The organism is Leuconostoc sp. UCMA20149 (assembly GCF_030400235.1).
Taxonomy (GTDB): Bacteria; Bacillota; Bacilli; order Lactobacillales; family Lactobacillaceae; genus Leuconostoc; species Leuconostoc pseudomesenteroides.
In genome coordinates this window covers 1-23,078 of the sequence record NZ_VJYC01000013.1, presented here as the reverse complement: position 1 = coordinate 23,078, position 23,078 = coordinate 1, and the positions used below count along the sequence as shown (strand labels likewise).

Below are 23,078 nucleotides of genomic sequence, written 5' to 3'. Positions count from 1 at the left end.
GTTTTTCTTTATTATATCACATCACATAAATGAGACTGGTTCACGGTCAATACTGAGACGCAAATCGCCTTTTGAATTTTGTGAACGATTTTGTAAAGTCTTCAATAAATTGTCGACCATATCTCGCTGTTTAAACTTGAGAATGATTTGGAAATAATAGCGATTGCGCATTTTGGCAATCGGTTTTGGCGATGGTCCTAAGACAATAACGTCTTGATCAACATGTGCACGTAACCAACGTGCAACTTGTAGCATTTGCAAAGCCGCTTGATTTTCGTCAGAATGACTGGCTTGAATTTGAACAGTGTAGTAATACGGTGAGTAATTACCGGCATGTCGTGCACGCATTTCTTGATGATAAAACCCTTCATAATCATGCTGCTTAGCAAAAACAATTGCATAGTGTTGCGGGTTAAAAGTTTGGACGACAACTTCACCACTTTTTTGCGCGCGACCTGCTCGCCCGCTGACTTGCGTTAAAAGTTGAAATGTGCGTTCACTAGCGTGAAAATCAGGTAATCCCAATGCTGTGTCTGCATTTAAAACACCGACCAAGGTGACATCTGGAAAATCTAATCCCTTGGCAATCATTTGCGTGCCTAGTAAAATATCAGCTTCATGACGTCCAAATTTTTCTAGTAATTTGTCCATACTACCCTTTTTTCGAGTCGTATCTTGATCCATTCGAATCACACGTGCTGTGGGGAAAAGCTCAGCTAGTTCAACAGCCACCTTTTCCGTGCCAGTACCATAATAGCGAATGCGTTTTGACCCACAATTCGGGCAAACTGTCGGAATAGGTTCCTCATGACCACAATAGTGACATTTTAACGTGTGCGAATCCATGTGCAACGTCATTGCTAAATTACAATTGGGATCCCGTGGCACGAAACCGCAATCACGACACATGACAAAACTTGAAAAACCACGACGATTAAGCATCAGAACAATTTGCTCTTTTTTATTTAACCGGTCAGCAATTTTGTCTTTCAGTTCAGCAGAAAAATTCGTTTCAGGACCGTCAGCCAAAGTATCTTTCATGTCAATGACATCAACCTTAGGCAGTTTGGCTCCGCCGGCTCTTTGTGTTAAAGTCAAACGTTCATAAACGCCACGCTGTGCGCGCGCGCGTGTCTCTAATGACGGTGTTGCTGAACCGAGAATGACTGGGATTTGATAATATTCACCACGCCACAAGGCCACATCGCGGGCGTTGTACCGAGGATTATCAGACTGCTTATATGTCGTTTCATGTTCTTCGTCAACAATAATAACCCCAAGATTATCTAATGGTGCAAACACTGCAGACCTTGCCCCTACGACAATTTGAACATCACCCCGTTCAATTCGTCGCCACTCATCATAGCGCTCGCCATCACTTAAACCTGAATGAAGTACGGCTGTTTGTTCTCCAAAACGACTTTTAACACGTCGCACCATTTGTGGTGTTAAGGCAATTTCAGGCACCAAAAATAGAACGGTTTTGCCCTGTTTTAACACGTGCTGTGCCACTTGCAGGTATACTTCAGTTTTGCCTGACCCAGTGATGCCTTCCAGCAAAAAAGGCGCAAAACGATGTAAATCAGCTGAGGCTGAAATACGATCAAAAGCTTGCTGTTGCTCATCGTTTAAATCTAACGGATTACTTTTTTGTACCGTTGCTTTAAACGGATCGCGTAATGCCTCAACATGCTTTTTGACAAGCCATTCATGTGTCACAGCATGTGCCAATGTTGCATCACTAACCGGTAACATTTCTTGCAATTCTTTTTTTAGCCATGTCTCACCAACATGTTGCAAAATGAATGCCATTAGTTGTGCCTGCTTTTTGGCTGTTGGTCGCAATGATTGTTGCGCCGTCTTTAACATCGTGACATTTTGACTAAATTGATAAGCTAATTGTGTTTTAACTTTTGCCCGATCATTAACTTCAATTCTGACTTCGATGCTGTGTTGACGTCGGAGTTTGGCTAACGTAGCCAAATCCTTGTCGCTATATTGATTAGCATGAAACGCAATTTCGGTCAATCCCATGAATAGTCGATTAGCGACGTCATCACTGACCTTACCGACTATTTTTATAAAATGTTGATAGTCTGCTTTTAAGGCATTTGGCAACATGGTTTGTAAAATCGAAATTCTAAAGGCGAAGGTTTCATCCGCTAAATAATCAGACAACGACAACAATTCTGTGTTTAAAACCGGTGACAAATCTAAAATTGTTGTCAAAGGTCGTAATTGATCTTCTGACAAATCAGTCGTCGCACGAATACCAATCACAAATCCCATCACTTTTCGACGTCCAAAAGGTACCGTAACACGCATGCCAGGTAAAATTTGATCAATCATTTCTTCAGGAATGACATATGTATAAGGTTGATCTGTTTGCATTGTTGGCACATCAACAATGATTTGTGCATATTGTTTCTTCATATCTCTATTTTAACAGAGCTGGCAAATCACTTCATCCAACAAAATAAAAAGCAGACAAAACATTTGTCTGCTATCTTTTAAATATGCTTGATGTTAAATCCTGTACGTTCTTGAATGGCATTTAACGCCTGCAAATAACGCGCATAATAGCCATAGGGATCCTCGCTACCACCCTGCGCATCTAACATCACAACTTTATCCATAAAGCCATAATCTTCAATTACTTGCATGAGTTGATTATGGAATTGCCAACGTGTGTCATCATCAGCACTATCCATATTACGGAATCCATCATCTACATAAGGTGTTACTGGGGGAATTACTAAAATTAAATCAATTAATTCCTCACTAATTGTATTATCAAATAATGGTTGCAATTGCGCATTATCTTCCTTGCTCAACCACATATCCGCATATACTTTGGTAACCATAGCGTCTGTATCAAAAATTGTTAAACCGTTGTTAGCAGGTGAATTAATTTCTTTTGAATTAGCATCGTACTGACCTTGAATCAGACGAATGTAGTCTTTCACAACTAATTCATCATCACTCACATTAGAGCGCTCTTGATATTCACGAGCATATTCCTCAGAAAATGGTGAGTTACTTGTTCTTGCCAAACGCCTCACAAGCGTTGATTTGCCAGTAGAGGCCGATCCCATGACCGTGACTTTCTTTGTAAAATGACGTCGAAAGACTCGGTTAATATAATCCCAGTTACCAATTGGATCTTGACGAATTTCTGTTCCTGAAATTTTTAAAACAGTGCGATCCATCAAACTGACTTTGAATTGACCAGTTTGTGGCAAGCGTTTTTCCAACTCAACTTTATAATCAGCTTCACCTGTGTAAAAAGTGATTTGGGCCTGCTCGTCCACAATATTGCGCTTGACAGTCTCAACCAAACGGTTAGTCCACTCATCCCAACCATTTGGCATTTGTGGGATATCATCTTCATTAATGTAATCTACTTTAATGTCTGTTTCATCACTGAACGCCTCTCGTAAATAACGGAAACGTTTTTCAACGGGTAGTCCCATTTGATAGCCACGATCACCTGTATAACCTGATGCAATAACAACCACGCCGTCATTTAAAGCCGCTGCTTTATAAATTTCAGCTTGATGGCCAACATGCATTGGGGCTAATGTGCCAAAAAACACGCCGATTTTATGACCTTCTAAATCATCTTTATATAAATTACCTGCAATTGTAATCATGATGTTAATAAATTTTGCAGCATTTAATTGAAAATGTTGCTATTCCTTTTTAGTTAATTTGCGCCACTGAATAATACCGTAAATAGCATTAACAGTCAATGCTAAATTCATACCCAACATGGCAAACGCACTAGGATCAGCATGTCCAGTCCATGCACGCGCCCAAAGTACGATTTCCACGATATCAAATAACAGCCACGCATACCAAGATTCCGCAAACTTAGCGGTTTGTAAAATTTGGGCACCCATGGAAATCGTGGTTGTCAAGCCATCCATATAGGGTTGACGGGAACCTGCTTGTTGTAAAATCAGTCCAACAATACCAAGGATAACGAGAAAAACTGGTATGACAAATAGCCATTGTTTCGGGGTCATATACTTGGTTGCAACAACATCTTGCTGATCTTTTTGGGTGATTTGGTCTCGTTTCATAAATCCTAACCACGCCGCAATACCAACAAATTGCATAACGACCCAGAAAGCACTCAATGCCACTTCACCAAATAACTGCGACTGAAAAGCTAGTGGCATATACATCACAGAATAAATTAAACCCCAAAAGTAGTTCGTGATGCGACCTTTGGCCACCAGTATTACCGTAATAATATTCATCAACCCTGTCGTCAAGCCAAACCAATCAAACGTATGACTATGTGCAACACCCAGTCCCCAGACAAGTCCTTGCAATGCTACCAAAACGATAAACAGCGTGCCTTCAGCTAATGTCCAACCAAATAATAGTTCGCTAACGATATTTTTTGGATTGAAATAACGCCAAAATCGACGTGAGACTGTCTCCTCAGCCATGTGAATTCTCCCACATTATATATTATTTTCTACCATTATAACAGTTAGCGCAGAGAAAGTATCGTCAAGTAATCAGAACGTCATTTAATTTTCAAACAATGACATATATTGGCCGTAACCCTCTTTTTGTAAATCCGCCTTGGGGACAAATCGCAAACTGGCCGAATTAATGCAATATCGCAGACCACCTTTTTCAACAGGACCATCAGTGAAGACATGCCCTAAATGCGATCCGGCTTCTTTGGACGTTACCTCCGTTCGTGTCATACCAAACGAGTAATCAACGTGCCGCTTAATGTGGTGCTCGTCAATGCCTTTAGTAAAAGCTGGCCAACCACAGCCGGCATCATATTTATCAGTAGAGCTAAACAATGGTTCACCACTCACAACATCAACAAAAATGCCGTCGTCCCACCACTGATCATATTTACCAGTAAAGGCACGCTCAGTCGCAGCATGTTGTGTCACTTCGTACTGCTCCGGTGTTAAACGCGCACGCAACGCTTCATCAGATTCTTTCACCATTTGTATCCTCCTTTAATTCAATAAATCTACAAAAATCCTGAGGTTCATACTCCTTAATTGTACACAGCAAAGTCATCCCGTCAAATGTCACGCCTCATCAATATCATTAGCTTGAAGCCAAATTTTAGCAGCCTGCAATTCTTCACTGGAAATAACATGAGATTGATTAAGACGGAAGACAGTCACTAATGCTTTTGCTTGGGTCAAGTTATCGACTAGCGCATCAAAACTATCACGCGGCACAATAGAATCAAAATTACCGTGCGATAAAAAAACATGACTGCCTTGCAAATGGGCCGGCTCTGTAATGGGCGTTAGTTGCATCGCATGTAGTGCAATGACATTCTTGAATGATGTTTCTGGATGTGTTAGCAACGCATGCAAAGCAATATTGGCACCATTAGAAAATCCAACCGCTAACGATGGCGATGTGTTCAAATCATATTTTGTTAATAATTCACTCACTGATTTCACCAACCAAGCTGTCTGTTCACCAAGAGATACTAAATTAAATTCTCCTTCGGCGTATCGTTCAAAAAAACGATGATAGCCATTTTCTAAAACACGACCTCGAATAGCCAAAATTGGATGATTTGGTAACAAATATTTAGCAATAGGTACTAAGTCATTTTCATCACCTCCTGTGCCATGTAGCAATACAACCGTCGGTAAATCTGGATTGCCAGCAATAAATAAATGGTGCACATCATTGAAATTCTGCTTAATCATACTATCATTCGTATCAACCATTATGAACTCCTTTATGCTAGAAAACGACCCATCAATCCATGAGTCGTTTTTGTTTCATATCAATTTTTAGGGCTATTAAAATCAACCAAATTATCCTCAATTTGTGTTCGCATATCCTCTAGAAAAGGTGGCAATTCAAGATGAACACCAGCTTCTTCATAAGTTTCATCTACTAAGAAACCTGGCCCGTTTGTCGCTAATTCAAACAAAATACCCGGAGTTGGTCGGAAATATTCTGATTTAAAATAAAAACGATCAACAAATCCCGAATCTTGGAAACCTAATTCTTGTAGGCGCTTAATCCAAAAGTTTAATGCTTCTTCATCATCATCAATAAATGCTAAATGTTGAGGACCACCAAATCCCTGTAAACCTCGCGGAATGATACGAGAAAGCAAAGTGATGACCTGCGCACCATAACCGCCGTGATCAAATTCATACAACGCATAATCGCCTTTGGTATCAATTTTTTCAGCACCCATTACTTTGGTTAAGACCATATCCATTGCATCATGATTGTTGATTGTCAGCAATTCTAGTCCCAACCCCACAATCGCATGTTGTGGATCCACCGAAGAATGTCGCCATGGCGTGTGTGTCCCCGTTAATTCATTGTGACGCGGATTGGTGTCGTCGGCGATCAAAGCATATCGTTGATCATCAAAATCATAAAAATTTAAGTATGTGGCACCAAATAATTCGTATGTTTTAGAATCATAACGAATACCAAATTCATCAAAACGCGCTTGCCAATAAGCAAATGAGTCTTGAGAAGGTACTCTAAAAGACGTTCTTGAAATCTCATCAGTACCAAAAACCGCTTTTTGGATCCCTGGAAAATCAAAAAATGTCAAAACAGAGCCACCCTCGCCTTGGTCATCAGAAAAATAAAGATGATACGTACGAACATCGTCTTGATTAACCGTTTTTTTAATTAAATGTAATCCCAATTTATTCGTAAAAAAGTCCCAAATCTTAGGCGAATCGGAAGTAATCGTTGTTAAGTGGTGAATACCACGAATATTTGTCCCCATAGCTTTTATTCCTCTTACTTTTTGTTAGTGTATAGTCAATACTATACACTATTACATTATAAACGCAAGTAATACAACTTACTAATTATAAGCGTAATATTGACCGTGTATCAAAATAAAAAACATCAACGAATGCGTTCACGCATTCGTTGATGTTCTCTTTCATTGTAGGTTTATCACTAAGCAGCTAGTCATTATGATGATCATCATAGCCCTTAGGGTGGCTCTGATGCCACTGCCAAGCTGTCTTGATGATGTCTTGCACATTATCGTACTTTGGTGCCCAGCCCAGCACCTCTCGTGCCTTATCTGAATTGGCAATCAAAATATCAGGATCACCCGCTCGACGTGGCCCAATCTTAGCCGGAATATCAACCCCTGTTGCTTCCCGTGCCGCCTCAACCATCTCTTTCACTGAAAATCCAGTCGCTGATCCCAAGTTAAACTGATTTGACTCATGACCATCAGCTAAATACTGCAATGCCAAGATATGTGCGTCTGCCAAGTCTAAGACATGCACATAATCACGCACATTAAAGCCGTCTGGGGTGTTATAGTCATCACCAAACATTTCAATATAATCACGTTGTCCCAAACCAGCTTGCAAAATAATTGGTACCAAGTGTGTTTCTGGATTGTGGTCTTCACCAATCGTGCCATCTTCTGCTGCACCAGCCACATTGAAATAGCGCAACGCGACCCATTTAACCCCGTCAGCTTGATCGGACCAGTTCATGATTTTTTCCATCATCAACTTTGATTCGCCATAAGGGTTAATCGGGTTTTGCGGATCGGTTTCCTTAATCGGAATATGCACCGGATTACCATAAGTTGCCGCTGTTGATGAAAAGACGATTTGCTTGACGTCATGTGCTTTCATCACTTCCAACAACGTAATCATGCCACTAGTATTGTTGTCAAAATATTTCAGCGGGTTTGCCACTGACTCTGGCACGATTGAAAAGGCTGCAAAATGAACCACTTGTTCAATGTTTTCTTTATCAAACACTGCCGACAATGCTGCCTTATCACGAATGTCAACTTGATAAAATGTCGCTACTGGATTAACTGCTGCGCGGTGGCCAGTGAACAAGGCGTCCACAACCACCACGTCGCGTCCGGCTTCAACCAAACGTTTCACCATGTGTGAGCCAATATATCCTGCGCCACCAAGTACTAATACTGCCATTTTGATTTATTCCCCTACTTCGATTTGCTTAATAAACTTTTCCAGACCCTTTTGTCCAGATTGATCATTTTTAAAGACGCCTGCATCCTCAAGTACCCGACTGAAAATCTGTCCCACGCTTTGTTGCACGATATGTGTCACATTATTCGCGTTAATCACTTCAGATTGCTTCAAAGCATCTGCCCATGCTTGATGTTTCTCTGCAATGTTATTATCATTACCTAATAAATATTGCGCAACTTCAGCTAATTCTGTTTTCAAACGTGGCGGTAAAATTGCTAATCCCATCACCTCAATCAAACCAATATTTTCTTGTTTAATATGCTGAACATCTGGATGTGGGTGAAAAATGCCATCTGGGAAAGCGTCAGATGTGTTGTTATCACGTAATACAAGATCCACTTCGTAATGACCACTTCGAAATCTAACAATCGGCGTTACCGTGTGGTGTCGTTCACCATCATCACCATACGCACGAATTGAAAGAGAGACATCATCATAATTTTGCCAAATCATCATAATTTTATCAGCAGCATGTAGTAATTTTTCACGATCATCGTCAATCAAGCGAATGGTTGTCATCGGCCAATTTAAAATACCCGCTTCACGCAAATCACACCCTGCAATGGTAATTTTTTCTTTCATGACTGCTTTTTCCATAGGTAGTTCATAACGGCCAGCTTGAAAATGGTCATGTGATAAAATCGATCCACCAACAATTGGCAAATCCGCATTTGATCCAATGAAGTACTCTGGAAATTTAGACACAAACTCTAACAATCGTGATAAATTTTCGCGATCAACATGCATCGGGCGAAGATTTTCAGAGAGCACGATAGCATGTTCATTGAAATAAGCATAAGGTGAATATTGAAAATACCATTTTTCATGTCCTAAAATCATTGGAATAACACGATGATTAGTGCGCGCTGCATAATCCAGTCGTCCCCAATATCCTTCATTCTCTTTTGCCAATTGTGAAACAGGATATTGCGATTGCTGTTGACTTTTATTTTTCAAAGCCGCCGCAATCGCTTTAGGATCCTTTTCTGGTTTGGATAGATTAATAGTAATTTGCAGTGTACCATATTCTGTATCCACTGGATAAGAAATGTTTTGACTGATCTCACGTGTTTTAATGTAATTACTACGCTGTGATAAGTCAAAGAAATAATCAGTTGCTTGTCGCGGAGATTGCTGATAATGCTCCCAAAACATTTTGCGAACCTGTGATGGTCTTGGCACGATAAAGTTCATGAGTTGCGCACCTAGCATATCAGTGTTCATTTGACGCAACGCTAATGTCCCATTTTTTTCGGCAACGGCTATCAGCTGATCTAATAACGATAGGGTCGTTACACTGTCATTATCTAGCAAGTGAGGTACCGTATTATGATTTGTTTCACCAACTAATCCCATAATTTGATTGACCAAATAAATTTCGTCATCAGTTGTATAATCAGATTCTGCAATAATTTTTTTTGCGAATGCTGTGAATAAATCAATTTCCGCCATTATGCCTCTCCTGCTACTTCACCTGCCCAGTGTGCACCATTGCCAATGTTAGCGACATAAAATGATGGTGCATAGCCAACAACAGATTCATATTGGCGTCCCACTGTTTCTTTCAGTTGCGCAACAGCATCGCGATGGACTAATGCAATCGCACAACCACCAAAGCCTGCACCTGTCATGCGAGCGCCAAGTACACCATCAACCTGTTGCGCTGTTTCAGCTAAAGTATCTAACTCGATACCAGTAACTTCATAGTCATCTTTTAACGATTGATGAGAAGCATTCATCAACTCACCAAGCGCCTCAAGATCATCATTTTTTAGCGCCTTTACAGCCACTTTAGTACGTTCGTTCTCATAAACCGCATGTCGTGCCCGTTTACGCAAGGTTTCGGAGGATAAATTACCAGCATATTTATCAAATGTATCACTATCGAGTTCACCTAAATATTGAATCGGTACATATTTTTGCAACTGATATACAGCTTCTTGCGTTTCACGAACACGCTCGTTGTACTTTGAGTCCGCTAATTCACGACGTTTATTCGTATTCATGATGACAACTACATAATCACCTAAATGAATAGGCACCATCTCATAAATCATCGTATTAGTGTCAAGGTAAATTGCCCGATCCTTTTCACCAAAACCAATTGCAAACTGATCCATAATGCCTGTGTTAACGCCAACAAAGTCGTTTTCTGCTCGTTGACCACTGGCAACTAATTGCAACCTTGGAATCTTCAGTTGGTACAATTTTTGAGCGACAACGCCAATCAATAATTCTAATGATGATGATGATGACAAACCTGAACCATTCGGGATATTCCCTTCGATGACTAGTTCAAAACCATTTTCAAACTGATTGCCGTACCCTCTAAGAGCTTGTAATACACCTTTAACAAAGTTACCCCAAGATGCGTGAGGTAATTTATCTTCATTATCAATATCAAAGGTAATCACACCTTGTTCTGGAAAATTAGTTGAATAAATTTTGACATCACGATCTGATCGTAATGCCGCTACGCCATAAGTTCCTAGCGTAATTGATGCTGGAAAGACATGACCGCCATTGTAATCTGTATGTTCACCGATTAAGTTGATACGACCCGGTGAAAAAAATTTATCACTGGGCATACGGTGAAATTGACTTTCAAAAACCTGAGTTAATTTTGTGTAAGTATCAGACATTTCAATCTACCTTTCTTACTTTAATTCGTTTTCTTGGACTTTAAAATATCGAACCGATGAAGTGAAATCTGCTTGCTCAATCGGTGCATTATATAAACCAATTGACATCAACTCATCCCCAGAAAAGCTTTCTTGTGTGGCTTGATCAACGTAGAGTACCTCGGGCAACAAGTGGCTCATCTTTGTAATGCTAAACGCTGGTTGCGCCGTTGATAACACACGATAATTAAACAAAAGCACCTCTGTTTTATCTTCATTCACAAATTCCCAAGCAGTCTCGTTACCCTCAAATGGACTTTTAATCCGATAAAAATCACCATATTGAATCAACTGCCGTTGTTGCTTATAAAATGAAATTTGATCTTTAATCTCACTTTTTTCTGCATCAGACAATTTGGCTAAGTTTAATTCATATCCGAACACACCCGCAGTCGCAACATCGCCACGCACTTTCAAGCTCGTCTTGCGACCAGTTTGATGATTAGGAGATGCAGAAACGTGAGCGGTCATGCTTGAAACCGGATAACTTAATGTTGTACCATATTGAATTTTCAAACGCTCAATAGGGTCTGTATTATCAGATGTCCATGACTGTGGGAAATAATACAGCATACCGGCATCAAAACGACCGCCACCACCTGAGCAACCTTCAAACAAAATTTGAGGATATCGGCTGGTCAAACGATTAGCCAAATCATATACACCTAACATATAGCGATGTGCTACTTCACCTTGACGATCAGCTGGCAAAGCAGTTGAATAAACTTCAGTCAGATGACGATTCATATCCCATTTGATGTAATCAATTGGCACATTGTCCAAAATAGCCGCCATTTGATCAAAAATATTGTCGACAACTTCTGGTCTTGAAAAATCCAGTACGTATTGATCTCGACTTGGTGTCATGACACGTTCTGGAATACGTAGTACGTATTCTGGATGGGCGCGATATAGGTCCGAATTTTTAGAAATCATTTCTGGCTCAAACCAGAGTCCAAACTTCATTCCTTTGTCATGCACTTTTTGTGACAAACCATTTAATCCACCACCATCTTTTAACTTGGCTGTGTACTCAAACCAATCACCTAGTGAACTATCATCGTCATCACGATGACCAAACCAACCGTCATCTAAGACAAACATTTCCACACCTAGCGGCGCAGCTTCATCTAAAATTTCTTCAATTTTTTCGGCATTGAAATCAAAATATGTTGCTTCCCAGTTGTTGATAACAATTGGTCGTTGTGCGTACTGATATTGTCCGCGAGCTACACGTTCCCGCAAAAGGTGATGATAAGCTTGTGACATACCATTAAGGCCCTCATCTGAGTACACCATCAGCGTCTCTGGTGTTTGAAAACTATCGTCTGGAGTGAGTTCCCAAGAAAAGCCTTCTTCATTAATACCAGCTAAAATGCGCAACTGATCAACATAATCTTTTTCTAAACTAAACTGATGATTGCCAGAATAAACTAACTGAATACCAACTGCTTCACCCTGATTTTCCGTCGTAGTCGGTGCAACCAGCGCAATAAACGGGTTCATGTGGTGCGAACTGGTACCACGATGACTGGCAAAAGTCGTTAACCCTTGACGCAATGGCTGCCGTTCGATACTTCGCTCACGAACATGAGCACCAGGCAAAGAGATAACTTCCAAATCATTGGCAGGTAAATCCAATTGGAGCGACGCGATTTTTTCAATTTTTACATTTTCGCTAGATAAGTTTTTGATGTTGCTCCAGCGTGTTACAACCGGCCTGTCAGCATAAATTGTGTAGTATAAAGTGAGCTCAACATTTAAAGTAACATCTTCCAACACAATTGCTAAAGTTTGCGCCTCGTCATCAGATAATACGTAAGCATGTGGTAAATCGCTTAAATTGGTTTTACCCTTTTCAATTGCGTACGATTTAAAACGAAAATCAGTAGCTTCGGCACCATCAACGCCCCGTAATTTGATGGCAGCTTGTCTAAAATCGCCTGTATCATAACCACTATACTCTTGTAACAACGTATCTTTTGAAAAACGACGGTCTGTTTGATGAGGTTCACCAGCTAAATTAGGTGAAAAGCCCCGATCTAATCGCGGATAAAGGCGAGAACCATGATAGCCTGATACTTTTTTGCCAAAGTACAAGTGGCTCAACACGCCACCATCTTCGATTTGAATCAAGTAAGACACCTGCTGATTTGATAGATGAAAAACTTGTTGTTGTTCATCAAAAAAAATGTTTGCATTAGACATTTGCTTCCTCCAAGAAAATATTTACTAAATTACAAACATAGTTTACCACCTGTTTACTAAAATGTAAACGGTTACTTATTTTTTTTGAACGTCTCACGATAATGTAACTGACTTGGAATTGTAGACCAAATTGGCCAAGATCTTTCGCCTTTAGCCAGCTCATAGGCCTGATTTAAAGCAGTTTTGCCAATTGCGCTGGGATTTAATTCAACCGTAGTCAATGCTGGCACCAAATATGAAGCTAACTCCAAATTATCGAAGCTCACCACATCAATGTCTTTTCCAGGTTCAATACCTTGTAATTTCAATGCATTAATAGCGCCTAATGCAATTGGATCAGACGCCACCAACAACGCATCTAATTGCGGCTCCTCTTCCAATAATTTTGTTGCACCCATGCTACCAGTTTCTGCATGCCATGTTCCAGTATGAAAGTGAGGCGTGATATCATGACGCTTTGACCAATCTTCATATATCTCACTACGCACGTCTTCTAGATTAGTTGTTGTCGTACCGTCAAGAGCTGTCAAATCATTGATGCCACCGATGAAGCCAATTTTTTGTCGACCCGCTTCATATAACTCGTTCAAAATTCTAACTGTCATCAACCGCAATTCAGGGTTAACCGCATCAATATCATGGTAGTGGTCTTTCGCATCAACTAAAACAATACAGTTGTTGATTTGCTGGAGTCTCTTGACAGCGTTAGGTGTCATATCCCCAAGGACAATAATGGCGTCATATTGCGCAAAATCAGCCAATTTCAATCCTTGATTGATACGAATAACTTCATCAACCACAATGCCGCGTTCATGAGCAGCTTGAACAATGCTTAAATAAATTTGGCGCCAATAAGAATCATTAGATTCACGTGTTTCAGAAAAGACCGTCAAAACTGCAATGTGGAGCGTTTGAGTAGTCATTTCTTTTTTGGGTTTTTTAACATAATTCAGCCGCTGTGCTGTGTCAATAACCTTTTGTCGTGTCTCGTCTGATACAGATAACGTCATATCTTGATTTAAGACACGTGATACTGTACTTGCCGAAACATCTGTTGCTGCCGCGATGTCTTTTATTGTGACCATATATTCTTCCTCAACTCGTCAATGTTGTGATATCAGTCTTTATCACAGAAAATGTTCTTTTATTATTTTACAACAAATTGCGATAAAATACTTTTTACTAAATATTTAGTAAAAAGTATTGCTTTTTCTTTTGAAAGCGCTTACTATTAACTGTGTTAGCTGATATCGAAAAGGAGAATACAATTATGAAGTCTAACAAGCAATCGATGACCTCTCGCGTTTCTTATGCGTTTGGTGCATTCGGTAACGATATGTTTTTCGCTACATTGTCAACTTATTTCATTATGTTTGTGACAACACACTTGTTTAATAGTGGTAACGCTGCACAGAATGACAAAATGATTAGTTACATCACGCTAATTATCTTCCTATTGCGTTTCGTTGAATTGGCAATTGATCCATTTATTGGTAACGCAATTGATAACACGAGTACACGTTGGGGTAAGTTCAAACCTTGGGTGGTTGTTGGCGGTACTGTTGGTTCTATTGCTCTAATCATTTTGTTTACGAATATGGGTGGTTTAAATAAATCCAATCCTCTGCTTTACTTAATCATCTTTGGTTTTATTTACATCATCATGGACATTTTCTATTCATTCAAAGACATTGGATTTTGGTCAATGATTCCTGCGTTAACATTTGATTCTCGTGAACGTGAAAAAACAGCTACATTTGCTCGAATCGGGTCAACTATTGGTGGTAATTTAGTGGGTGTCGTCGTCATGCCACTTGTTCTTTTCTTTTCTCTGAACTCAAATGGCGGCACGGGTGATACGCGTGGCTGGTTCTGGTTTGCTGTGATTGTTGCAACTATCGCTTGGTTAAGTGCCGTAGCTGTTGGTATCGGTACCAAAGAAGTCGATTCAGATCTTCGTAAAAATAAAGAAAAAACAACTTTCAAAAAAGTTCTTCACATTTTAACTCATAACGATCAATTGATGTGGATTGCCCTTTCTTATGGCCTCTATACAACTGGCGTTACACTCGTCAACTCGCTGGAACTGTATTACTTTACTTTTATTTTAGGTAATTCATCTGCTTTCTCAATTTTTGCTAGTCTCAATATTGTAACTGGCTTGCTGTCTGTATCACTTTTCCCAAAGTTAGCTGATAAGCTTAACCGTCGTAATCTCTTCTTCTGGTGCATTTTGACGATGATCATCGCCTTGGTTTTGTTTGTATTTGCTGGTCAATCACTGCCAATGGTCTTAATCGCTGCTGTACTGTTCGCTATTCCACAACCCCTAGTCTTCTTGGTTGTTTTGATGACTATTTCCGATTCTGTTGAATATGGTCAGCTTAAGTTGGGCCACCGTGATGAATCACTAACATTGTCAGTTCGACCATTGCTAGACAAGCTAGCTGGTGCCATTTCAAACGGTGTCGTCGGCTTAACAGCTGTTGCTGCTGGTATGACAACTGGTGCCACTGCTGCTTCCGTTAGCGCTTCAGGTCAAGTTACTTTTAAACTCATTATGTTTGGTTTGCCAATTGTTATTATTTTAATTGGTACGTATGTATTCTATCGTAAGGTCACATTAACAGAAAAGAAGCACGCTGAAATTGTTGATCAATTGGAACGTACTTGGGGCAAGCAATTAGCTGATGATTCTGCTAGTCCTGTCACGACATCAACTAAAATTGAAGCTGGTGCGCATGACTACAACGCACCAATCGCCGGAGAGCTCGTTGATTTAGCATCAGTAAATGATCCTATATTTGCCAATGGCGCGCTTGGTCAAGGATTTGCTATTAAGCCTTCTGATGGTCGCGTATATGCACCATTTGATGGTACCGTTAGAATTGCCTTTTCTACTCGACACGCTGTTGGACTGGTCTCTGATACTGGTGTCGTAACATTAATCCACATTGGTATTGGGACGGTAGCTATGCAAGGTACTGGCTTCGTAACTTACTTCGAACGTGGCCAACACGTCAAGCGTGGTGATTTACTCATTGAGTTCTGGGATAAGGCTATTAAAGATGCTGGCTATGATGATACAGTTATTGTTACCATTACTAATTCTAGTGCCGATGACACATTGACATTAAAGAAACCACTCGGAAGCTTAGTCGATAAAGACGATGTCATTTTGACGCTTGAAAATAATGGCTAAAATGCCGATCATATTATAATACGTAACAAAAGGCCTAAAGTCATATACTTTAGGCCTTTTGCATCTTTAAAATTACATTTGATTGAGATGTGTCTCAATCCACTGCCACACTTCATCTTTACCGTATTTCGTTTCCGATGAAAAGAATTGAAAATCACTGTCTTCTTCGTCAAAACCAAGCGTGCGCTTGATATTTGATTCATATTTGTTAAAACGACTGCGTGATATTTTGTCCGACTTGGTCGCAACAACCAAGATTGGAATATTGTAGTAATGCAACCACTCGTACATTGAAATGTCATCATCACTAGGATCATGGCGGGCGTCAACTAAGCTTATTACACCACGTAATTGCTTGCGTGATGTGATGTACTCTTCAATCATGTGTCCGAACGCTTCGCGCTGCTTTTTGGATACTTTCGCGTAACCATAACCGGGCACGTCAACGAAATATAATTGGTCTTCGACATTGTAGAAGTTCAACGTTTGCGTTTTCCCCGGTTGTGATGATGTTCTGGCAAAGTTCTTGCGGTTAATCAACGTGTTGGTCAATGACGATTTACCGACATTTGAGCGACCAACAAGGGCAATTTCAGGTTTACCATCAGTTGGATATTGGGTGGCTGAGACGGCGCTCATCACCATTTCAACGTTATGCACGTCCATGAGTTAAGCCTCCCTTTTAAGTTGTAGCTCTGGCTGCTCACCTTTTTCAACACTTGCTTCGGTGATAATTACTTTCGCCACATCATCACGACTTGGGATATCATACATGACATCCTTCATGACGTTTTCAATGATTGAGCGTAGGCCACGCGCGCCAGTATGGCGTTTGATGGCTAGTTCAGCCATTGCTTCTAATGCATCTGGTTGGAACTCAAGTTCAACATCATCTAAGCCCAAAAGTGCTGTGTATTGCTTAATGAGCGCGTTTTTAGGTTCTGTCAAAATGCGTGCCAAGTCAGCCACTTTTAATTCATCTAATACGGTCACAATTGGTAAACGACCAATAAATTCTGGAATTAAGCCAAACTTGGTCATATCCTCTGGTTGCACATGGCGAAGAATATTTTCGTCATTGAGGGCAACTGCGTTTTCATTAGCGTCTGAACCGAAGCCGATGACTCGTTCACCTAAACGTTCCTTGATAATCGTGTCGATACCTGCGAAAGCGCCACCGACGATAAATAAAATGTTGGTCGTGTCAACCTGAATTAACTCTTGTTGCGGATGCTTACGACCACCTTGTGGTGGCACGCTGGCAATGGTACCTTCTAGCATTTTAAGTAACGCTTGTTGGACACCTTCACCAGAAACGTCACGCGTGATTGAAACATTCTCAGATTTCTTGGCAATTTTGTCAATTTCATCAACGTAAATGATGCCGTGCTCGGCTGCTTCAACATTGAAATCAGCTGCTTGCAACAACTTCAAAATAATGTTTTCAACGTCTTCACCAACATACCCTGCCTCAGTCAAAGTGGTGGCATCAGCAATGGCAAATGGCACATTCAAAATACGCGCCAAACTCTGCGCCAAATATGTTTTTCCTGAACCAGTTGGTCCGATTAAGGCAATGTTTGATTTTTGTAATTCAACGTCCGTGGTTGGCGCAACATTTTCATTGATACGCTTGTAATGATTATAAACGGCGACAGCCAACGTCTTCTTAGCGTCTTCTTGGCCGATGACATAATCGTTTAATTCAGCCACAATTTCATGTGGCGTTGGTAATGATAAGACTTGGGCCGCTTGCGAGGTAGTTAGTTCTTCTTGAATAATGTTTTGCGCCAAGGCAACACATTCGTTACAAATATAGACACCATTTGGTCCCGCAACAATATTTTTAACTTCACTGGCAGATTTACCACAAAAACTGCAATGTACTTCTTCTTCAAAATTTGGTGTATTCGCCATTATTTTCCCTTTTTGATTGATCTGCTACATTTTTATGCAGACGATATATATTTTATATACAACTTAGATATTTTTTATATGCAAACCATATCCTATTATTATACTATTTTATAACCATCTTATAAACCGTGTTTTAGATTTATATTTTCGACAATGCGTATTTTCTTTTTTTGTTAAATGTGGGTATGGATTTTGAATTTATTGCTTCGTACTTCCTTGGGAACAGCGTAAGTTATCTGACGTAGCTAATCACAGAGGTGGAACAGCTATTGAAAAGTATTTTGAAAAAGATGGTAAATATAAAGTTATTTCAATTGGTAGCTACGGATTAAATAGCCAATATGTTGATCAAAATATTCGAGCACTATCAAATGAAATTACAGATGGACGAGTTGTTAATTCTGGAGAGCTTACCATGGTACTAAATGATAAAACTGCTAATGGCACAATTATCGGAAGAACTTTGCTGATAGATCAAGATAATGAATATGTAATCAATCAGCGAACTGAAATTATTTCACCAAAAGAAACATTCGATTCTAATTTTGCATATACTGTACTTAATGGACCATTTAGAGAAAAAGTAAAACGAATTGTTCAGGGTGGAACACAAATATATGTTAACTATCCGGCTGTTTCTAACCTTAATTTGGAATTACCTAAAATTGAAGAACAGAAAAAAATTGGATCGTTCTTCAAACAACTCGACAATCTAATCACTCAAAACGAGCATAAACTCGACCTATTGAAGCAATTAAAACAGGCGTATTTGCAAAAGATTTTTAGTCAGGAACTGCGTTTTGCTGGCTTTAGTGATACATGGCAACAGCGTAAGTTGGGAGAAACGCACACCTATTTTACAGATGGAAATTATGGAGAATCATATCCTTCAGCTAGTGATATGTCCGATAAAAGACATGGAGTCCCATTCTTACGTGGTAGTGATTTTTCAAACGGATATTTAGATTCGTCTAATGCAAACTACATTAAGCAAGAAAAGCACAATGAACTAACATCTGGTCATATTAAACAAGATGATATTATTCTAGTGGTAAGGGGATCTTTAGGCACTTTAGGGTATGCTACTAAAGAAAATGAAGGATGGAATATAAATTCACAGCTAGCCATATTGAGGACTAATAAGCTCGAAATTTCAGGTTTTTTTTTAATACAATATCTTTTAGGCAATACAGGACAAAGAGAAATATTATCTAGATATACAGGTACTGCTCTAAAACAGCTTCCGATCAAACAAATGAAAGACATTTCTGTTCCAATACCTAATATTGCAGAACAGGAAAAAATAGGTTCGCTCTTCAAACAATTCGACAACCTCATCACCCTTAACCAACAAAAGCTCAACCTCCTCAAAAAACAAAAACAGGCTTTTCTTAAAAAAATGTTTATTTAAACTAGCAAATTATAAAACGGTGTCTACGTTACGTAGACACCGTTTTTTTTACATCAATTGTGCTAAATGTTTCATGACTAGATCATTATCTTGATTTTCTAATTCTTGAATGACGTGAATGTAGGTTTTTTGTGTTGTTGTCATATTTGAATGTCCCAACCTACGTGCCACCGAGGCAACCGATACGCCTGCATAAAGCAACAACGAGGCGTGTGTATGGCGCAAACCATGAATTGAGATAACTGGAATCTTGACTTGCTTGCAAAGTGCGGATAACCTGTCATTCACTGTCGAATTGTAAACACGTCCACGGACAAATATTGGCTCATCTCTTGGTAGATTGCGAACGATGACTGAAAATCGTATCGCAGTTTGCCAATCAATTTGTACTTTCCGGACCGATGAATTATTTTTTGTTGGCGCAAAGTCAGCTTGTACTGATTTATAATTCCACGTCTTATCAATTTTGATAATTTGTTTTTCAAAGTCAAAATCTGCTGGAGTCAGTCCTAAAGCTTCAGCAAATCGCAACCCCGTTTTGGTAATGAGCAAGATAAAGTAATCCCAATTAACTTCGTCCTGTAAATTCAATTGTTTTAGAAGATCCTGTACTTCAAATTGGTTCAAAAATTTGGGCTTATGAAGTCGCTGAACGGTTCCTTTAATCACAATTTTACGGGTTGGATCTCGTTTTAGAATATCCTCTTCCATGGCATCTATAATCGAGCTTTTTAAATGATGATGAAAATCCAAAACTGTTTGGCGTTCGTGATTTTGGGCAAAATCGTTAAGTAATTGCTGGTAAGTTGCACGTGAGAGTTTACTTGTTTTGAGCCTTGGTGCAAGCTTAACGAGATGTTGATGTGTTATAACATATTTTTGATAAGTAACAGGTCTGACAGCGCCTTGCTTATATAGCGTCATCCAGTCCTTAAAATATGCGTGAAACGTTTGATTCTGTGTCATGATAGACACCTCCAAATAAAAAATTAGCCACAACTTGTTGTTGGGCCAATTTACATTAAACCATTTTAATGTTAGATAAACATTTTTTGGAGGTAGGCTTGTTTTTGTTTCTTGAGGAGGTCGAGTTTCTGTTGATTAAGGGTGATGAGGTTGTCGAGTTGTTTGAAGAGCGAGCCTATTTTTTCCTGTTCTGCTACAGTTGGCTTGCAGATTTCAAATTCTGAAAATTTAGAAATCCAATGACGTTCATGACTCTGAGGTACATACTTTATGTTTTTCAATGTATTAAACATAAAATAAAAATTGTCAGCATAATCACTTAGACTTAGTAATTTCATTGCGGAACTCTTGATCTTAAACGGAAAATCCACACAATGAGAACCAGTTGTAAAATCATCAAAAATCACAACAGGATTCTCTACGGTGGCGTTTTTAATTCCAGTAATTTCATTGGTATAGCCCAATACAAAACTCTTTCCTGCTGTTAAAACAGGAGTGTCAAATTTTTCATCATATTCCGTAGATTTGACAATATATTTTGTTGGTTGCTCATATTTAAAGACATCCCCCAACTTACGATGTTTCCAGTCATCACTAAAGCCAGCAAAACGCAGTTCCTGACTAAAAATCTGTTGCAAATACGCTTGTTTTAATTGCTTCAAAAGGTCAATCTTACGCTCGTTTTGAGTAATATTATTATCGAGTCTGTTGAAAAATACGCCAATGCTAGTTTGTTCGTCCACATTTTTTGGAAACCTTACTACTGTTTTAGCAATATTTGACTTGCTCAATGACAACACTTTTATTCCTTGCATGAGCGGTAACAAGGTGTTGTGGTAGTATGGTGCATTTAAATAATAACCAAGATATTTATATGCAAACTTAATATTAGGTCTTCCAACAATCGTGTGCAGTCCTGAAACAGCATAATTATCAGTAATACCAGTAACCTCAATAACCTTACCTGCTGTCTCATCTTCTGCTGTATCAGCAATGATAACATCACCATTTTGTAGTAATTGTATCGTAAAATCATATGGGTTTCCATCAGTCACATAAGGTACATTTGGCTGATTTACATCTACGATAGAATCAAAATTAACCAAGATGTCTCCATAATGGATATTTTTTATTTCTCCATGGTCATAGTTCAAGTTAGCACGAGACAAAGTGTTGTTTGAAACCGAATATTCAAGTACCTCGGAAAATTTACGCTGTTCCCAAGCATCATAAAAACCCCTAAACCTCAACGCAGGCATAGTTTTATCAGTCATTTTTAGTCTCCACTAATTCAGCAACCATTGCGTCAAATTCAGCTTGCGCTTTGGCAATTTCAATATCAACAGCCTTTAATTCTGCTTCAACTTGTGCCAAATCAATAGGTTCTTCTTCTTTAAATGTGTCGACATAACGTGGAATATTCAGATTAAAATCATTTTCGACAATTTCATCAAAAGTCGCAACGTGTGCATATTTATCCACATTTTCACGTTTTGCGTAGGTTTCAATAATTTTGTCAACATGAGCATCTGTCAGCGTATTTTGATTTTTACCCTTGTCAAAATCATTTGAAGCGTCAATAAAGAAGATATCTTTCGTTGACCGATTTTTCTTAAATACTAAAACAGTCGTTGGAATACTTGTACCGTAAAACAAATTAGCTGGCAAGCCAATCACAGCATCCAAAAAATTCATATTTTCAATCATATAGCGCCGAATAGTGCCCTCGCCTGCGCCACGGAAAAGCACACCATGAGGCAAAACGACAGCCATTGTGCCATCTTCAGCCAGATGATATAACATGTGTTCCACAAAAGCAAAGTCGGCTTTTGATTTTGGCGCTGTCTTACCGTATGCTCGGAATCGTTCATCGTCCAGCTTACCATCTGGGTTCCAATTAGCAGAGTATGGTGGGTTTGCAACCACAGCAGAAAACTTTTGATCACCAAAATGATCGTTTTCTAACGTATCGCCTTGTTGCACATTAAAGTTAGTATAATTCACACCATGCATCAGCAAGTTCATGCGACCCAAGTTATAAGTTGTACCATTAAGTTCCTGCCCAAAATAATTGTATACTTTAGCTTCATCCCCAACACGTAACAACAATGACCCAGATCCCATCGTCGGATCATACACACTTTTTAACGTCTCACGACCCAAAGTTACTGCTTTAGCCAATATTTTAGAAACTTGCTGTGGTGTGTAGAACTCACCCGCTTTTTTACCAGCATTGGCAGCAAACTGACCGATCAGATACTCATAGGCGTCACCCAAAATATCAATTTCAATTTCATCATGCTTAATTTCTAAGTCATGCAAGTTCAGAATAACAGCAGCGATCATTTTTGAACGTTCTGCTGGCGTACTGCCTAATCTTGAAGATGATAAGTCTAGGTCTTCAAATAACCCACGGAAATCGTCTTCCGAACGCTGACCAATCGTCGAATTTTCCACTGCAATGACTGCATTCTGCAAATCTTCAATATCAAAATTGCCTTGATTAATTTCTTTGACTAAAGTTGAAAACAAATATTTAGGTTCAATAAAACTTACTAACATTAAAGGTGAAGATTAATCTCGACGGAGATAGTCTTCACCTATTTTTGTTTTATTCTAAAATAGGTTGTGAAGCATAGGTCGTAAGGCTTTTTGGCACTAGATGTCGTAAA

18 protein-coding genes are annotated in these 23,078 nt (G+C 39.3%); 2 read left to right on the top strand and 16 right to left on the bottom strand.

Translation table 11 applies throughout. The features are described 5' to 3' along the window. Positions 1 to 21 precede the first annotated feature (21 nt). From priA to FF105_RS09035, 11 genes are all read right to left on the bottom strand, one after another. A complete protein-coding gene (gene priA / locus FF105_RS09085; RefSeq protein WP_290046699.1) occupies positions 22 to 2,433 on the bottom strand; it encodes a primosomal protein N' in 2,412 nt (803 codons plus the stop codon). 77 nt (positions 2,434 to 2,510) lie between these two features. Further along, positions 2,511 to 3,653, bottom strand: coding sequence for a nicotinamide-nucleotide adenylyltransferase (locus tag FF105_RS09080; protein ID WP_010291974.1), 1,143 nt, complete (start codon positions 3,651 to 3,653; stop codon positions 2,511 to 2,513). Between the two features lie 39 nt (positions 3,654 to 3,692). Then, positions 3,693 to 4,460 carry a nicotinamide riboside transporter PnuC gene (gene pnuC / locus FF105_RS09075; RefSeq protein ID WP_010291976.1) on the bottom strand — a complete coding sequence of 256 codons (768 nt, stop codon included), beginning with the start codon at positions 4,458 to 4,460 and terminating at the stop codon, positions 3,693 to 3,695. An 84-nt stretch (positions 4,461 to 4,544) separates the two neighbouring features. Next, the gene (gene msrB / locus FF105_RS09070) at positions 4,545 to 4,985 is read right to left on the bottom strand and encodes a peptide-methionine (R)-S-oxide reductase MsrB (RefSeq protein WP_010291977.1); all 441 of its coding nucleotides are present in this window, start codon (positions 4,983 to 4,985) and stop codon (positions 4,545 to 4,547) included. Between the two features lie 87 nt (positions 4,986 to 5,072). Further along, positions 5,073 to 5,735, bottom strand: a complete 663-nt coding sequence (locus FF105_RS09065) for an alpha/beta hydrolase (protein ID WP_147651895.1) — start codon at positions 5,733 to 5,735, stop codon at positions 5,073 to 5,075. Positions 5,736 to 5,794: 59 nt separating this feature from the next. Next, positions 5,795 to 6,769: a VOC family protein gene (locus FF105_RS09060; protein ID WP_290046698.1), complete on the bottom strand. Its 975-nt coding sequence runs from the start codon at positions 6,767 to 6,769 to the stop codon at positions 5,795 to 5,797. A 187-nt stretch (positions 6,770 to 6,956) separates the two neighbouring features. Further along, positions 6,957 to 7,958 (bottom strand): UDP-glucose 4-epimerase GalE, encoded by a 1,002-nt coding sequence (galE, locus tag FF105_RS09055; protein ID WP_198489506.1) that lies wholly within the window; start codon positions 7,956 to 7,958, stop codon positions 6,957 to 6,959. Between the two features lie 6 nt (positions 7,959 to 7,964). Then, entirely contained in the window at positions 7,965 to 9,473 is a 1,509-nt protein-coding gene (galT, locus tag FF105_RS09050) for a UDP-glucose--hexose-1-phosphate uridylyltransferase (RefSeq protein WP_010293099.1), read from the bottom strand. Continuing rightward, complete coding sequence (locus tag FF105_RS09045; protein ID WP_290046694.1) at positions 9,473 to 10,663, bottom strand: galactokinase; 1,191 nt, start codon at positions 10,661 to 10,663, stop codon at positions 9,473 to 9,475. The genes galT and FF105_RS09045 overlap by 1 nt, the downstream gene beginning before the upstream one ends. 15 nt (positions 10,664 to 10,678) lie before the next feature. Further along, complete coding sequence (locus FF105_RS09040) at positions 10,679 to 12,910, bottom strand: alpha-galactosidase (RefSeq protein WP_010293095.1); 2,232 nt, start codon at positions 12,908 to 12,910, stop codon at positions 10,679 to 10,681. 71 nt (positions 12,911 to 12,981) lie between these two features. Beyond that, positions 12,982 to 13,995, bottom strand: coding sequence for a LacI family DNA-binding transcriptional regulator (locus FF105_RS09035; RefSeq protein ID WP_147651901.1), 1,014 nt, complete (start codon positions 13,993 to 13,995; stop codon positions 12,982 to 12,984). Between the two features lie 185 nt (positions 13,996 to 14,180). Between FF105_RS09035 and FF105_RS09030 the strand changes: the two genes are divergently transcribed. Then, the gene (locus FF105_RS09030; RefSeq protein ID WP_010293092.1) at positions 14,181 to 16,112 is read left to right on the top strand and encodes a glycoside-pentoside-hexuronide (GPH):cation symporter; all 1,932 of its coding nucleotides are present in this window, start codon (positions 14,181 to 14,183) and stop codon (positions 16,110 to 16,112) included. Between the two features lie 72 nt (positions 16,113 to 16,184). Here FF105_RS09030 and yihA read toward each other — a convergent pair whose 3' ends face one another. Both yihA and clpX read right to left on the bottom strand, forming a co-directional pair. Continuing rightward, positions 16,185 to 16,778, bottom strand: coding sequence for a ribosome biogenesis GTP-binding protein YihA/YsxC (gene yihA / locus FF105_RS09025; RefSeq protein ID WP_010293090.1), 594 nt, complete (start codon positions 16,776 to 16,778; stop codon positions 16,185 to 16,187). Positions 16,779 to 16,781: 3 nt separating this feature from the next. Next, positions 16,782 to 18,029: an ATP-dependent Clp protease ATP-binding subunit ClpX gene (clpX, locus tag FF105_RS09020; protein ID WP_010293087.1), complete on the bottom strand. Its 1,248-nt coding sequence runs from the start codon at positions 18,027 to 18,029 to the stop codon at positions 16,782 to 16,784. A 196-nt stretch (positions 18,030 to 18,225) separates the two neighbouring features. On the opposite strand from clpX, the gene FF105_RS09015 reads away from it, so the two are divergent. After that, on the top strand, positions 18,226 to 19,440 hold the full coding sequence (locus tag FF105_RS09015) for a restriction endonuclease subunit S (protein ID WP_277950317.1): 1,215 nt from the start codon (positions 18,226 to 18,228) through the stop codon (positions 19,438 to 19,440). 48 nt (positions 19,441 to 19,488) lie between these two features. Here the strand turns inward: FF105_RS09015 and FF105_RS09010 are convergent, their stop codons facing one another. The 3 genes from FF105_RS09010 to FF105_RS09000 all read right to left on the bottom strand — a co-directional run bounded on the left by FF105_RS09010 (position 19,489) and on the right by FF105_RS09000 (position 22,968). Further along, positions 19,489 to 20,406, bottom strand: coding sequence for a site-specific integrase (locus tag FF105_RS09010; protein ID WP_010293082.1), 918 nt, complete (start codon positions 20,404 to 20,406; stop codon positions 19,489 to 19,491). Positions 20,407 to 20,477: 71 nt separating this feature from the next. Next, on the bottom strand, positions 20,478 to 21,680 hold the full coding sequence (locus tag FF105_RS09005) for a restriction endonuclease subunit S (protein ID WP_147651905.1): 1,203 nt from the start codon (positions 21,678 to 21,680) through the stop codon (positions 20,478 to 20,480). Further along, positions 21,673 to 22,968: a type I restriction-modification system subunit M gene (locus FF105_RS09000; RefSeq protein ID WP_290046690.1), complete on the bottom strand. Its 1,296-nt coding sequence runs from the start codon at positions 22,966 to 22,968 to the stop codon at positions 21,673 to 21,675. Before FF105_RS09000 ends, FF105_RS09005 begins: the two co-directional genes overlap by 8 nt. Between the last annotated feature and the right edge of the window lie 110 nt (positions 22,969 to 23,078).